The following is a 15,611-nucleotide window of genomic DNA, read 5'->3' as shown; positions in this document are numbered from 1 at the left end:
TGATGGTGAGGGTAGTGCTTTCTGCACACTGTCCCTCATCAGGGGTGAAGGTGTAAGTGGTGGTCTCCATGTTGTTCAGGGCCGGGCTCCAGCTGCCGCTGATGCCATTGTTGGACAGTGTGGGCAGTTCATCCAGGAACCCGCCGGCACAAATGGCCTCCACAGGATCGAATTCCGGGCTGAGGATGGGGTTCACCGTGATGGTGAGGGTGGTGCTTTCGGCACACTGATTCTCATCCGGGGTGAAGGTATAGGTGGTGGTCTCCAGGTTGTTGAGGGCAGGCGTCCATGTGCCGGTGATGCCGTTGGTGGACAGCGTTGGCAATGCCTCAAGGACACCGCCTGCACAGATGGCCTCTACGGGATCGAAGGTGGGGGTGACGATGAGGCTGGGGGGACAGGACACCGTGATCACGAAGCTGCAGCTACTGACACAGCCGTGCTCGCTGGTAAAGGTGTAGGTGACCGTGAATTCGCCCAGGGCTTCGCAGGAGGGGATGAAGTACCAGGCATCTTCCGTGCCGTTGTATTCCACGCCCTCCCCGGCATAGACACCGCCGGCGGGCAGGCTTCCCGTGAGGAGGACAGGATCGTCGTTGCACCAGATGCCCATGTCGGCCTGGCAGATCATCTCCGGCAGGGGATGTTCGGTGATGGTGACGCTGGCCACTGCGGTACAGGTGTTTTCGCCGGTGACGGTCACGGTATATCCGCCGGATTCACTGACGGTGATGCTTTGGGTGGTTTCCCCGGTGTTCCAGAGCCAGGCGGTGGCAGCAGAGGCTGTCAGGACGGTCTCCCCGTTTTCACAGAATTCCGTGAGGCCCGAGATGCTGGCCTCGGGCAGGGGCAGCACCTGGATGGTGAACAGGCAGAACGACGTTCCGCAGTCGTTGGTTTCAGTATAGGTCACCAGGTAGTCGCCGGGGGTGACGGGATTGAAGCCGGTGATGGGTTCGCCCTCCAGGGTATAGATGCCGGTGCCCCCCGTAAGCTCAATGTATTCACTGCCGGCGCAGACCGTGATGTCGTCGGGGCAGTTGACTTCAGGCAGGGGCAGCACGTCGATCACAAAGCTGCATTCTTTGGGGAAGAGGCCCACGACCACCATGTGGTAGGTAACCACTGCTTGTCCTGCGCCGGCTTGTTGGGGGTCGAACATATATGCCTGGGTGTCGGCATCGAGGTAAACGCCATTGCCGCTGTATGTGCCCCCTTCGGGCAATGCAGCAGGCAGGACAAAGGGCGGGATGTTGATGCAAACCTGCTGGTCGGCAGGGCAGAAAATCCCTGGTTCTTCCATAAAGTTCCATCCGGTATTGTTGCCCAGGTCCTGCGAGTTGTACACGTTGAAAGTGGCTCCGCCCGTGGCGTTCATGTCCTTCAATAGGATATAGTTGCCGTTGACTTCGCCTTCAGTCTTGGAGAAGGTGGCCTGGCTGCCTTCGGTGAGCGAGTGGATCTGGATGGGTTGTTCGGCATGGCCCCAGAATACGAGGTCGTCGCCCAGGGTTTGGGTGCTGCCGGCCTGGATCTGGTAGTCCTTGCCGGGCGTCATCACCAGCCTCTGGAAGCTGTTATTCCCTTTAATGACAGCATTGCCCATGAAGGTGGCCTCGCCGAAGGTGTTATTGTTATCAATGCTGGCGTTGGCGTTGAACAGGATTTTTTGGAAATGGCCGCCACCCAGCAGGGAGGCATCCGGGTTGAGGATCACCTCGTTGAAATTGTTGTTGCTGCGCAGGGTGGAAGAGCCCACGGCGGTGAGCACCACCACCTTGTTATAGGTGATGTCACCCGTGGCTGTGCTCCAGAACCCGGTGATGGCGGGGGTGAGGATGATCTCGGAGGTGCCGGCGGCCAGGGAGAAGTTGTTTCCGTTGACATACCAGGCCTGGCTGGAGGTGGAACCAATGGTAATGACAGATGCCCCGAGCTGAAGCCCCCGCAGATTGTTGTTGTCGGAGATGAAGCGCCGCAGGGAGACGGGCTTGCCATTGGTGTTCAGCGTCCCGAAGTTCAGGTAAAGGTCGTTGGTGGCGATGTCGAGAGGATCCACCAGGGTCCAGACGCCTCCCACGCCGTTGAAATAGACGTCGTTGTTGAATATCCTTCCTGCAGTGGCAATGGTATAGGTTCCTTCCGCAGGGGTGAGCCCTTCAAAATAGACCTTCCCGCTAAAGGCAAAGTCCATGTTTGCATTCAGGCTGAGCGAGCCAAAGATGCGCAGATTGTTGGAGCCGGAAGTGGTGTTCAGTATGGGCTGATAAGTGACGTCAGTCCAGCTCATATCCTTGCATTCGGCATTGGTGATGTTGATGGTGACGGTTTGGCCGGTCTGGCTGAAGGAGTTCTCGTCGAAGATGGCGTGGTCGAGGCGTGTGGGCATGCAGAAGCCGCCTTCGCCGCCGCTCTCGGCCGACCAGTGGCTGACGTCGTTCCAGTTGCCGCTGCCTCCCACCCAGTAGAGGTTCTGGGGTTCTTCGGTAAGGGTCCAGCCGGTGTTATTTCCTGAGTCCATCGAGTTGTTGGCGATAAAGGTTGCGCCGCCTGTGGCGTTGATGCCCCGCAGGTCCATGCGTGAGACGGTGACCGTTCCGCTGACCTTGCTGATGGTGGTCTGGGTGGTGGTGGAGTTCGACCAGAGGGTGATGGGCATGGCGCAGGGCCCTTCGGTACGCAGGTCCCCGAGGATGGTTTGGGTCCGTCCTGATGCCAGGGTGTATTGGTTTCCAGAGGTAAGGATCAGGGTGCCAAAAGTATTGTTGCCAGTGATGCCGCCGCTGCCGTTGAGGGTGACATGGCCAAAGGTGCCGTTATCGCCTCCAAAGGAAGCTGTGCCATTGACCAGCAGGGTATCAATATCATTGTTGTTGCTGCTGATGGATCCATTGGAGTAAAAGTCGATTTTCTGAGCGGTGATCCCGCCTGAGACGCTGGCAGGGTTGTAAAACGTCAGGGTGTGGAATGACGAACCCGGGGCAGAGACGCTGGCACCTCCCGAGGTGGCTTCACTCACCAGGTCGTGGAAGTTCAGTGCCGTGCCGGTATTCCTGAAATAGGGCCTTCCACCGGTAAAGCGTATCAGGGCGTTGGTGGCGTCAAAGGTCAGGTTGGTGCCGTTGACCGAGAAGGCGTAATAGGTATAATAATAGGAGGAGGAATAAGTAAGGGTTAGGGTGGAGGCATCCATCAGCAGGGTCCTGGTGCTGGTATTTTCGGCCAGCAGGCGACCCAGGGTGACATCCTGGTTGTTGAAGTCAAGGCCACCCTTGTTCAGATAAAGGATGTAAGCCCCGCTCATGGCCAGGGCATCCTGCAGGACATACAGGCCGGTGCCCTGGAAGTAGAGGTTGCGTTTGAAGGTTTGCCCGGCTGAGGTAATGGTGCTGAGGGGCTCGGCGGATTCAAAATATACGTCGCCCAGGAAGTTGTAATTCATGGCATCGGCCAGGGTGAGTGAACCATAAAGAGTCAGGATGGTGGAGGTTGGTCCTGTCAGGATGGGGCTGTTGGTGACGCCGGTCCAGTTCATGCTCAGGCAATAGGCATTGGCTGAGGCGTCGCCGTTGATGGTGACAGTTTGGCCGGGGGCATCGAAGGAGTTCTCGTCGAAGATCACATGATCAAAGCGTGTGGGGACGCAATAGCCGCCTTCGCCTCCGCTTGTACTGGCCCAGTGGCTGATGTCTTCCCAGTTTCCTGTACCACCTACCCAGTATAGGTTTTGGATGCCTGGCAGGTTGATCACCCATCCGGTGTTGTTGCCCAGGTCGATGGCATCGTTGGCGATGAAGGATGCACCGCCCGTGGCATTGAGGCCCTGGAGGTTGACGCGCTCGAGGGTGATGGTGCCGCTGGCCTTGCTGAAGATGGCCTGGCTGGTAGTCGAACTCGACTGGATGATGATGGGATCGCCACAAGTGCCCTGGGCAACCAGGTCGTTGGTGATGGTTTGGGTCTTGTTGTAGGTGAGGGTGTACTGCTTGCCGGGTGAAAAGGTCAGGGTGCCGAAGGTGTTGTTGCCGGTGATGGTGCCATTTCCGTTCAGGGTCACCTGGCCATAGTTGTTGTTGCCGCCCAGGGTGGCATCGCCATGGATGGTCACCTGTCCGTAGGTGCCGTTGTCGTTGCCGAAGGTGGCATTGCCGGCCACTTCAATGACCGCCATGTTATTGCTGCTGCCGACGATGTAGCTGTTGCCCCCAATGATCACCTGGGCGATGGTATTGCCCCCATACAGGCTGACAGAGTTATTGGTGGTGACATGGTTGAAAGTGCTGGCCGAGCCATAGATCTTGGTCTCACCTGTGGTGGCTTCACTCAGCACATTATGGAATACCAGCCCTGTCCCGTTATTTCTCAAATAGGGCCTGGCTCCGGTATATCGAATGAGGGAGGTGCCACTGTCGAGGGTCAGGTTCGTTCCGTTGAAATCCAGGGCATAATAAGTATAGCTGTAAGAGCTGGAATAGCTCAGGGTCACTGTGGAGGCGCCCAGATCAAGGCTTCTTTCATTGGTGGTGGTCGAAAAGAAGCGGTAAAGGCTTACGGTCTGATCGTTCAGATCAAGGCCGCCACGATCGAGGTAGAGGATGAAATTCCCCGTGATCTCAAAGGCATCGGCCAATTGGTAGGTGCCGGTTCCCTGGAAATACACGTTTCGTTTGAAGGTTTGCCCGGCAGAGGTAATGGAATTCAAAGGGATCTCGGAAACAAAGAAGATATCACCCAGGAAGTTGAAGCTCATGTCGGGGCTCAGGGTCAGGGATCCGTGCAGGTTTAATTTTTTGGAAGTGGCTGCATAGAGGGTGGGGGCATTGAGCACACCTGTCCAGGTCATGTCCTGGCAAAAGGCATTCTCGGAGGCGTCGCCGTTGATGGTGACGATTTGCCCGGGGGCATCGAAGGAGTTCTGGTCGAAGATGACGTTGTCAAAGCGTGAGGGGACGCAATAGCCGCCTTCACCGCCGCTCTCGCCGGACCAATGGCTGATGTCTTCCCAGTTGCCGGTGCCTCCCACCCAATAAAGGGTTTTGGGGGCCGGCAGGTTGATCACCCAGCCGGTATTGTTTCCCAGGTCGGTGGCTTCATTGGCGATAAAGCTTGCGCCCCCGATAGCATTGAGGCCCTGCAGGCTGACAAAGTTCAGGGTCACTGTCCCTGAGGCCTTGCTGAGGGTGGTCTGGCTGGTGGTGGAACTGGACTGGATAACGATGGGTCCGGCGCAGCTTCCCTCGGCCAACAGGTCGCCGGTGATGGTCTGGGTCTTGTTGTAGGTGAGGGTGTATTGATTGCCGGCGGTAAGGGTGAGGGTACTGAAAGTGTTGTTGCCGGTGATGGTGCCATTGCCGTTCAGGGTCAATTGATTCCAGCTGTTGTTGCCATTGAGGGTGGCATTGCCCTGGATACTGACCAGCCCGTAAGTGCTGTTGTCGTTGCTGAAACTGGCTTCTCCGGCCACATTAAGAATGGCTATGTTATTATTATTGCTGCTGATATAACTGTTGCCTTCCACGGTCATTTGGGCAATGGTATTGCCCCCTGATAAGCGGGCACTGTTATTGGTGGTGACCTGGTTAAAGGTGGTACCGGAGGCATAAATCCTGAATTCGCCCGTGGTGGCTTCACTCAGCACATTATGGAATACCAGTCCTGTCCCGTTATTTCTCAAATAGGGCCTGGCTCCGGTATATCGAATGAGGGACGTACCGCTATTGAGTATCAGGTTTGTGCCGTTAAAATCCAGGGCATAATAAGTATAGCTGGTTGAACTGGAATAGCTCAGGGTCACTGTGGAGGCGCCCAGATCAAGGCTTCTTTCATTGGTGGTGGTCGAAAAGAAGCGGTAAAGGTTTACGGTTTGATCATTCAGGTCCAGTCCGCCGCGATCCAGGTAAAGGTAGAAGTTACCGCTGATGGAGAACGCATCGGATAACTGGTAAGTCCCGGTGCCCTGGAAATAGACATTGCGTTTGAAGGATTGGCTTGCTGAAGTGATGGTATTCAGGGGTGCTTCCGATTCAAAAAAGATATCGCCCAATAAATTGAAAACCATATCGGCGCTGAGGGTGAGCGAGCCGTGCATCTTAAGCTTTTTGGTATTGGCGGCATAGAGGGAAGGGGCGTTCAACACCCCTGTCCAGATCATGTCCTGGCAATAGGCTGTTTCTGAGGCGTCGCCAAGGATTGTGACGGTTTGTCCGGGGGCGTCGAAGGAGTTGTGGTCGAAGATGACGTTGTCAAATTTTGTAGGAACGCAGAATCCACCCTGACCGCCGCTCTCGCTGGCCCAGTGGCTGATGTCTTCCCAGTTTCCGGTACCTCCCACCCAGTAAAGGTTCTGGGTGGCCGGCAGGTTAATTACCCAACCGGTGTTGTTGCCCAGGTCGATGGCGTCGTTGGCAATGAAGGTGGCCCCGCCCGTGGCATTGAGGCCCTGGAGGTTTACCCGTTCCAGGGTGATGGTGCCGCTGGCCTTGCTCAGGGTCGACTGGGTGGTGGTGGAGTTTGACTGGATGATGATGGGTTCCGCGCAGGTCCCTGCTGCAATAAGATCATTGAGGATGAACTGGGTCCGGCCAGCCGTCAGGGTATATTGTTTCCCGGCCGCAAAGGTCAGGGTACCAAAGGTGTTGTTGTCGCCGGTGATGGAACTGTTTTCAGGCATGGTAACCTGGTTATAGGTGCCGGTGTTGCCGCCCAGGGTGGCAGTACCTCCGAATGACAAGATGTTGATGTTGTTGTTGCTGCTGCCGATGGACCCATTGGACATAAAAGTCAGGTTATCAACGCTATTGGCAGTTCCAGAAAGGGATCCGGGGGCATTGAAAACCACATTGCTGAAGGTAGAATTGGAACCATTGAGGAGACCACTCCCGGAACTGGATTCAAAAAATACATCATTGAAGGTGAGTCCCACCCCCACATTGGCAAAATAGGCGCGGTAGCCGGTTAGCCGGATGGTGGAAGCTTCCCCGCTGAAGGTCAGGTTGGTGCCGTTGACCAAGAAGGCGTAATAGGTATAGGAGGAAGAGCTGGAATAACTTAGGGTGATGGTAGAGGTGCCCAGGGTAAGGGTGCGCACCGTCGTGTTGTCGGCGATGAATCGGCTGGCTGTCAGGTCGTGGTTGTTCAGGTCGAGCCCCCCCTGGTAAAGGTGGACGTTATACGCCCCGTTAATGCTGAGGTCATCCTGCAGGGTATACGAGCCGGCTCCCTGGAAAAAGATATGGCGCTTGAAGGTGTGGCCTGCCATGGTGATGGTGCGGCCTTCCTCCTCTGACATGAAATAGACATCTCCGGAGAATTGAAAGTCCATTCCTTCGGTAAGGGTAAATGATCCATACACGTTGAGGGATTGCGTGTATGCCCCTGCCAGAGTGGGAAGGTTTTGGACGCCTGTCCATTCCATGGCAAGGCATACGGCAACCTGGTCAATGGTGACTATGGCGCCTGCTTCCGGGAAGGAGTTGCCATCAAAGATGACCTGGTCAAATTGTGTTGGCGCCTGGGTGTGAAAAACCGTCCCCCCTGAGGTGGTTGCCCAGTGGTTTTGGAAATCTGACCAGTTGCCTGAGCCACCGACCCAGTAATAGTTGGCTGCGAAAACATTTATGCTTGCCAGGATGGCAATCAGGCAAACAAACAATAACTTTTTCATGATGAGGAATTTGGTGAAGAATAGGAATGTTATTGATTATTAATGATTTATGTCATATGGATACATGCTTTAAGCCAAGGCTGGGCCCTGGTCCCATTGGAAAAAGCATAATTTACTTTTCACTTTACTATTCTACGAAGATCGGGAAAGCCTGTTTTCCGTGAAACACGGAATTTTGCATATGAGGCTGTTTTTTGAAGAGAGGAAAGGATGTAATAATGTGATGATTTGATAATGAGAAGATTAGCATATTAGCGGATGAAATGGCATAGGGCAAGGGGCATGGGGCTAGGAGAAGAAAGAAGTGAGAAGTGAGAGAAAAGAAGTGAGAAATGAGCCAACAGCCAAAGGTTTGGTTGAGGCGTTGAAAGCCTGCCTGACGGCAGTCAAGGTTCAAGGTTACTGCCCGAACTCCCCCTTTGGAGAGCCTGTCCGCTGGCCAGCGGAGGGTTGGGGGGAGGTCATTGGGTTTCTGGTTTCTGGTTTAAGGTTCGGACTTAGAGGTTTGGGGTTCAAGTACCAATTTAAAAGTTTCAGGTTTAAGGTTCGAAATTGCAGACCCGAACTCCCCCTTAGGAGGGGGTTGGGGGGAGGTTCTTTGAAAATTGTTGTCAATGTTGTCAATGTTATCATGTCAATGATTATTAGTCATTGGGGAGATTCTTTGTGTCATTTTGTGTTTTTCATTTGTGTGAATTTGTGGACAGGATTTTTTCCACAAATGGCCACAAATGTTAAGTTCCACAAATGTTCACAAATAAGATTTTTCTCTTATTTTCTCATCTCTCACTTCTCACTTCTCACCTCTTACCTCTCCCTCTCCAGTGCTTCGATGCGTATGAGTAGTTCGTCGATGGCTTTTTGCTGGGCTTCGATCAGGGCTTGCTGTTCCTGGACGGCTTTTACCAGGACGGCGCTTACCTCGGCATAGTTGATGCCTTTGAAGCCATCCACCTCATTGGTGAAAACCAGTTCGGGGATGACCTGTTCGAACTCCTGGGCGATGAAGCCGATGCGTGTGCCGTATTCTGGGTTGTTTTTCCAGGTGAATGACACCCCGCGCAACTGCAGGACTTTCTCCAGACCACCCTGGAGGGTGTGGATGTTTTCCTTCAGCCGTGCGTCGGAGGTGGCAGTGGTGAGGGTGCCGTCGGAGGTGCGGTTGACCACCCCGGAATAGGCTCCTGAGCCAATGGCCCTGAAGCGGCCATTGCCGTTCACATCAAGCGCCTGTGTCGGGGCGGTATTTCCTATGCCAACATAGGCATTCGATTGCTTGGCAAAAATGGCCGTATTCCCGCCATTGTTATAGATGTTTAAACCCCCGGAAGAGGAGTGATTGAAAATGGACCATTTCACATTTGTTCCTTCGTAAATCCGGAACCCAGCATCCTGCCCCACGTTTGATTGAAGGTACATAAAAGCGTTGGGGAATCCTGTGCCCTTTAAGTGCAGACCGGCTTCGGGAGAAAATGTTCCTATGCCGGTATTTCCGGAGATATAAAACTTCCCTCCTGAAAAATATCCGGAAAAGCCCTCAGCAGAGGATGTATATCCCCTTATTCCATAAGAAACACCACTGGTGGCTATTGCATGGGCATATATCCCCGTTCCTTCTGTGCTTGCGGTTGTGAAATGCCCGCCATAGTTTGCACCACTGGTTCCAGTCGCCAAAGCTTGAATGGCAATATTAGGCGAGGTGCCATATACTCCCCTGCCACCCGAACTTAAACTATTGAAATACCCGCCAAAGGTAAGCCCTGTTTGAGCGGTAGCAGATGCCATTACCCCTGATCCTTCAATGCTTTGGCTTAGGAAATGGCCTCCATACGCTGGTCCGGTTGAGGCATTAGCCTCGCCCCTGACGCCAGTAAAGGCTGAGGTTCCTTGTACGCCAACACCAATGCTGCTCTCACTCTGGAAATACCCTCCAAAGGTAGGCCCGCTTTGCGAAGAAGAAAAACCAAGGACTCCTGAACCTTCGTTGCTTAAGTTTTGAAAAATTCCTCCGTTGGCTACCCCGGAAATAGCTGATGCAACGCCCTTGACACCGGTATTTGGCGCAGTTCCTAACACCCCTATACCGCTGCTGCTGAAACTTTCGAAATAACCTCCATAAGCACTACCACTGCCAAGGGTCGAAACACCCTTAACAATTATATCGTGATCGCTTTGGGCGTGCAAGGTAGCATCGGGGGTTGAAATGCCAATCCCAACTTTGTTAAAAGAAGGAATAAAAACGAAATTGGGGTCCCCATCCAGCGCACCATTATTATTGAATTGCACCTGATTGTTGGAGCCACCGGGTGCAGATTCCCCGCTGTTTTTTGAATAAAGGGCGTAAGGTACGCTCAGCAGGGGCGTGGTGGCCAGCTCTGCAAAGCTGCTGCCGCCTGCGGGATCGAATTCTACCTTCAGGCTTTTGGGCTCCATTCCCCAGTCGATGGTGGCCATGCTGCCCTGGAGGATAACGCCATCGCCAATCATTAAATTCACCAGGCCATAGGCGTTGGTTTGGGTGGTGTGGGTTTCCTGGTAAAGGACAGTGCTTCCCTGCATTACGCTTACGCGGAAGCTGAGCTGCTGGCTGGCATAGACATTGCCCTGGGCATCGCGCACGGCCAGCTGGAAGTTGAACTGCTCGGGCACCTGGGCCAGGGATAAGAAACTAAGGGCCAGCAAAGCCAGCAAAAGAATGGTTCGGGTTAATGTTGGTTTCATTTTCTTAGGTTTTACTGGTTATTTTATCAGGCTGACCTTGATAACTTCCCACGTGCCGTCGGCAAAGACTACCCGCATGAAATACATGCCGGGATGCAGGTCGCGCATGGAGATTTGGTAGGGATTGCTGGTCAGCTCCTGTCCGTTAAAATGCATGACCGTTATGCCTCGCATATCGATCAGGCTCAGGTGCCGGATCTGGTCCTTGCCGTTCTCTGAAACCTGCACATTCACCCAGGATCGGGTGGGGTTGGGGAAGGCCTTGACCTGAATTGCCCCGTTCAACAGGGGGATGTCGGTGGACGGGTCAAGGGGTGGCTGGTGGAAACCCAGCAGTGCGGTATATCCCCCGGCGCTGAAGGTGCCGATGGCCAGTTCGCCCAGGCTGTATTCCACAAAATAGCCTGCGGCCTCTCCCTGGAATCCGCTTGCGGACACCAGGGCGCGCTCCTGGTACTGGGCCCACAAGGGCAGGGACAGGAGGAGGCAGGAAAGGAAGATCAGGGGTTTCATAGGTTCAAGGTTTAAGGTTCAAGGTTTAAGGTTCAAGGTTAAGGTTAAGGTTAAGGTTAAGGTTAAGGTTGAGGTTGAGGTTAAGGTTAAGGTTAAGGGTTGTCAGGTATCGGGTTTCATAGCTTGTCCGCTAGCCAGCGGATTTGCCTCACCTCTCACTTCTCGCTCAGGCTCTGCAGGGCTCTTTCGAGGCGTTCGAGGCGGGCGTTGATTTCAAGGTTTTCTTGTTTGAGGCGGTCGTTTTCGGTTTTCAGTTCCTGGATGGCGTTTACCAGGGCCACGTTGATGGGGTGGATGTTGAAGTCGAGGTAGCCGTCTTCGGCTTCGGAAACGGCTTCGGGGAAGACCTGCCGGACTTCCTGGGCCACGAAGCCCACCTGTTCAATGCCGGAAGTGAGCTGCCGGGGATTACTTTCATTGTAGACAAACCGCACGGCACGGAGGGCTGTGATTTCATCCAGTCCTTTTTCGTAATCGCCCAGCAGGGTTTTCAGCCTGAGATCAGAAGAGGTAGCCCATGCGGTGCCGCCTTCCGTTTTATAGGCATTGCCCACCACATGGAGTTTCTGGGTGGGAGCTCCTGTACCGATACCTACCCTTCCATCGGGATTGATACGAAACAGTTCTGCACCTCCGGGCCCTGCATAAAAGCGGGTTTCCCCCGTACCACCGTCCAGGTTGAAATAGAGAATTCCTGTGCCAAAAGAATTTATGATTAAATTGTTATTTGAAGAAGCCCTGATAGATGGACGGGTGGGTGAATTAAGAAAACCTGAATAAAGATCCAGGTAGTCGCCCACGCTGAGCTGCTGGCGGGGGGCCGCGGTAAGAATACCCGTTTTCCCATTTTTGAGTACGGTGAAGGCATTTTTTGTGGTTTCTGTGGAGGTCCCGATTCCAATCTCAAAAAGAGGGTCGGTTTCTATCCAGTTATTTGCATTTCCGCCTCCAATGTTGTAATACCCAATAGCCATTCCTGAAAAACTAGAAGCGGTTGTGAAAAGTCCCATTGCCGTGGAATAGTCTCCCGAAGCGGTTGTATTATATCCCATTGCCGTGGACATCACACCCGAAGCGGTTGTAGCATATCCTGTTGCTATTGAATTCATTCCTGAAGCGGTATTATATTCTCCCATTGCAGTGGCGCCATCTTCCGAAGCAGTATTCCCTACGCCCACTGCTGTTGAATAATCTCCCGACGCGGTATTTCCGGCTCCCGAAGCGAATGAATAATTTCCGACATTCCCTTGGTCCCATTGTGTGCCATTTATACCCCCAACCCTGAAAGCTGCCTTATCCGGGTACCACATCATGCGTGTGCCTGCTCCTGAAAATGGAGGGGCCCCTGGGGATGTGGATTTATATTCTCCCACAAAAACCACATTGCCTTCCCCGGTGCCGATGCCACGGGTGTGCAGCAGGGCTGTTGGTGCGTTTGTGCCAATGCCCACTTTCCCGGTATTATAATAAATATTACTTCCAATGGTGGTCCATTGGGAGGCGGGGAGGGTTTGCCACAACACGCCACTGGCCCCGCGGGTAAGCACTTGGCCTGTATTTCCTGAGGTATTGTTATAATCAAACAAGTGGTTTCTGAAGCGGGCTGCCCCGTTTACATCAAGGGTTTGCGTGGGCCCAGTTGTGCCAATACCCGTATTTCCGTTTTTCAGCACGGTGATGGCATTTATTCTGTCAGTAGCCGAAGTGCCGATTCCAATTTCAAAAACCGGGTCGGTACCAATCCAGGTAGTGCTGTTACCTCCCCCCACATTATACCTTCCAATAGCTGTGCTTATGGCACTCGAAGCGATTATTCCCATGCCCAGTGCGGTAGAAGTAACCCCCAAAGCCCTGGTGTTTAAGCCCATGGCAAAAGATCCCGCGCCAATAGCCGCGGTTGAATACCCTGCCGCCACAGAATAAAATCCAATGGAATCGGTGTCCCATTGCTGACCTTCTATATGTCCGGCCCTGAATGCCCCCTTGTCGGGGTACCACATCATTCGGGTGCCTGGCCCGGAAACGGGCAAATTCCCTGGAACGGTTTTTCTTTCTCCCGCAAAAATTACGTTCCCTTGCCCCAGTCCAGTGCCGTAGGTGTGCAATAGGGCAAGCGGCGCGCTGGTTCCAATGCCCACATTTCCATTATTGTAGTAAATATTGCTTCCTGAGGTGGTCCATTGCGATGAGCCGGACGGGTTGTTTTGCCAGATAAGCCCATTTGCGCCCCGGGTGAGTATTTGCCCTGTGGTGCCCGAAGAGTTGTTGTAGTCGAACAGGTGATTTCTTAACCGCACAGCCCCGTTTACGTCGAGGGTTTGGGTGGGTGCATTGGTGCCTATGCCCAGGCGGTTGGTGGAAGGGTTGAACACGAAATTGGCACTGCCTGCAAATACACCGGTATTGTTAAACTGTACCTGGGTATCGGCACCGCCGATGGGTGGCATGGGTCCGACGGGTCCCTGCTCTCCCTGGGGCCCTTCCGGACCTTGTGGGCCTTCAGGACCTATGGGGCCGGGTTCCTCGGTGGTTTTGGCATGGAGGGCATAGGGGACGCTCAGCAGGGGCGTGGTGGCCAGCTCGGCATAGCTGCTGCCGCCGGCGGGATCGAATTCCACCTTCAGGCTTTTGGGCTCCATTCCCCAGTCGATGGTGGCCATGCTGCCCTGGAGGATAACGCCATCGCCAATCATTAAATTCACCAGGCCATAGGCATTGGTTTGGGTGGAATGGGTTTCCTGGTAAAGGACGGTGCTTCCTTCCAGGATGCTTACGCGGAAGCTGAGCTGTTGACTGGCATAGACGTTGCCCTGGGCATCGCGCACGGCCAGCTGGAAATTGAACTGTTCGGGCACCTGGGCCTGGACTTGCCATACCATGGCCAGGAACACCAGCAGGGAAATGGCTTTTGCAAGGGGGGTAAATAGACTTTTCATTGAGAAAATGGTTTGGGTTATGGATAAACACTTTAAGGTCCTGAATGAATGCTTATAAACAATCAGGCCCGGATAGGCAGGAAAAAACAGGAGGGTCCTGCTAAAGGGGTCTGAAAGGAAAGACCCTAAAACGGGAGGTGGAAGTGCTTACAGGTTCAAAAAAACCTTTAACAGCCTGCAGCGCTGGCAGATCGGGTTTTGGGTCAATGGCTTAAAAACGTCTTCGTTTAAAAAAGTTAGACCTCGATGATCAGCAATGATGGTAAAGTACCACCCGTTGAGCGCTGGACAAAACAGTCCAATTCAGGATACAAAGGGGAGGAGTATATATTTTCTTTGGCAATTTAAAGAAAATATCGACATAAAACACGCTTTTGGCGCCAAATTGATTATTTAAAATTAATATGAATAAGATGTTGTGGTAATGAGATGATGTGATGATGTGATGATGTGATAATGTGATAATGTGAGGATTAGAATTCTAAGACCTGAGCAAGTTTTTTTTAAAAATTATGTTCAAAGATCTGCACGTATGGGGATTGTCGGTTTACGACTGCAAAAACCCTGTGGATTAACTTGTTGGCAATTGCATTCATTATGAGTTTGTGGTCTTTCCCTTCCTGCTGTTTTCGTTGGTAATACTTTCTGAGTTGCGGATCCCATTTTGCGGCCGAATTGGCCCCGTTTGACAGGAGTGTTTTGATGGTTCTATTTCCCAGGTGACTGACCTTTTTTTTCCCCCTTATTGAACTCCCTGACACGTTCTCAAAGGGGGCTATGCCTGCAAAACAGGCGTATTTTCGACCGTTTTCAAAGCTGCTGAAGTTGTTCGTTGAAACAAGCATAAAAGCGGCTATAATCAACCCAATGCCTTTTACCGATCTTGCCAGTTCAAGGTTCTTCTTCGTCTGTGCATCGCTTTCAATGACTTCTAAGATTTGTTTCTCAATATCGGCCACGATCTGATCCTGCTCATGGATTTGCATACTGATTCGCTCACTAATGCTTGTTAACCCGCTTACCTGTTGGTATTGCAGATGATGTTTGAGGCTGTTTTTCAACGAGGTTCGCATTTTCACGCATTGTTCGCGATAGGTTAAAAGTTGCTTGAGTTGCAGAATAAGATTAGTTGGCAATTCAAAGGTTTTCAGCTTTTCCCGATGGGTTCGGGCATAGTCTGCGATTCTTCTGGCGTCAACCTTGTCGTTCTTGCCCCTGGTAATTCCCAGGCTGCGCTTTATTTGCAAACCTGGTTCCACGCAGAAGTCAATCTCTTTCTGGGCAAGCCATGCAAAAAACAACAGTCCGTAGGTGCCGGTATGCTCCATGCAAAAAAGACAATCATTTAAGGGCTTCCCCAGTTTTGTCAGCCAGCTGGTAACTTTCTCAAACCCACTGATGTCGTTTTTTACTTTTAAATCCTGGAAGCCAACCTTAGTTTCTGGTCCAATGACCGAAACATCCAAAACATCTTTAGAGATGTCAATACCGATGAAATCTTTCTTGTTTGTCAATTTGTTCATATCTTTAATTTTGAAACCGGTAATGGTTGTCTTGCTAGTACCTTTAATAAGTCTTACTTAACATTCTAAATGGCCTGGACAACCAGAAGGGGAATTGCGGACTAATTCTAATCATTGTTCTGTCAAACAAAGCAAATTAATAGTTCACCGTAGTTCCCCCCGGTTTTGTTAATACTGATTCAAAGATATTCAACAGCCTCAGAAAAAGTTCCTCCTATATTTAATGTTGACAAATCTAAAGGCAAATTAGCAGAT

At 52.5% G+C, this 15,611-nt stretch carries 5 protein-coding genes; all 5 read right to left on the bottom strand.

Features of this window, described 5'->3' with window-relative positions; translation table 11 throughout:
• Window positions 1-7,663, bottom strand: a 7,663-nt coding sequence (locus tag V2I46_06800; GenBank protein ID MEE4177203.1) for a hypothetical protein, incomplete at its 3' end; no start/stop codon positions are given.
• Window positions 7,664-8,470: 807 nt separating this feature from the next.
• Entirely contained in the window at window positions 8,471-10,384 is a 1,914-nt protein-coding gene (locus V2I46_06795; GenBank protein MEE4177202.1) for a tail fiber domain-containing protein, read from the bottom strand.
• An 18-nt stretch (window positions 10,385-10,402) separates the two neighbouring features.
• The gene (locus V2I46_06790; protein MEE4177201.1) at window positions 10,403-10,897 is read right to left on the bottom strand and encodes a T9SS type A sorting domain-containing protein; all 495 of its coding nucleotides are present in this window, start codon (window positions 10,895-10,897) and stop codon (window positions 10,403-10,405) included.
• A gap of 155 nt (window positions 10,898-11,052) precedes the next feature.
• Window positions 11,053-13,833 carry a tail fiber domain-containing protein gene (locus tag V2I46_06785; GenBank protein MEE4177200.1) on the bottom strand — a complete coding sequence of 927 codons (2,781 nt, stop codon included), beginning with the start codon at window positions 13,831-13,833 and terminating at the stop codon, window positions 11,053-11,055.
• 503 nt (window positions 13,834-14,336) lie between these two features.
• Window positions 14,337-15,356, bottom strand: a complete 1,020-nt coding sequence (locus V2I46_06780; protein MEE4177199.1) for an IS110 family transposase — start codon at window positions 15,354-15,356, stop codon at window positions 14,337-14,339.
• Window positions 15,357-15,611 lie beyond the last annotated feature (255 nt).

Source organism: Bacteroides sp. (genome assembly GCA_036351255.1).
GTDB lineage: Bacteria > Bacteroidota > Bacteroidia > Bacteroidales > UBA7960 > UBA7960.
The sequence above is the reverse complement of the archived record's forward strand: the minus strand, read 5'-3'. Positions and strand labels throughout refer to the sequence as shown.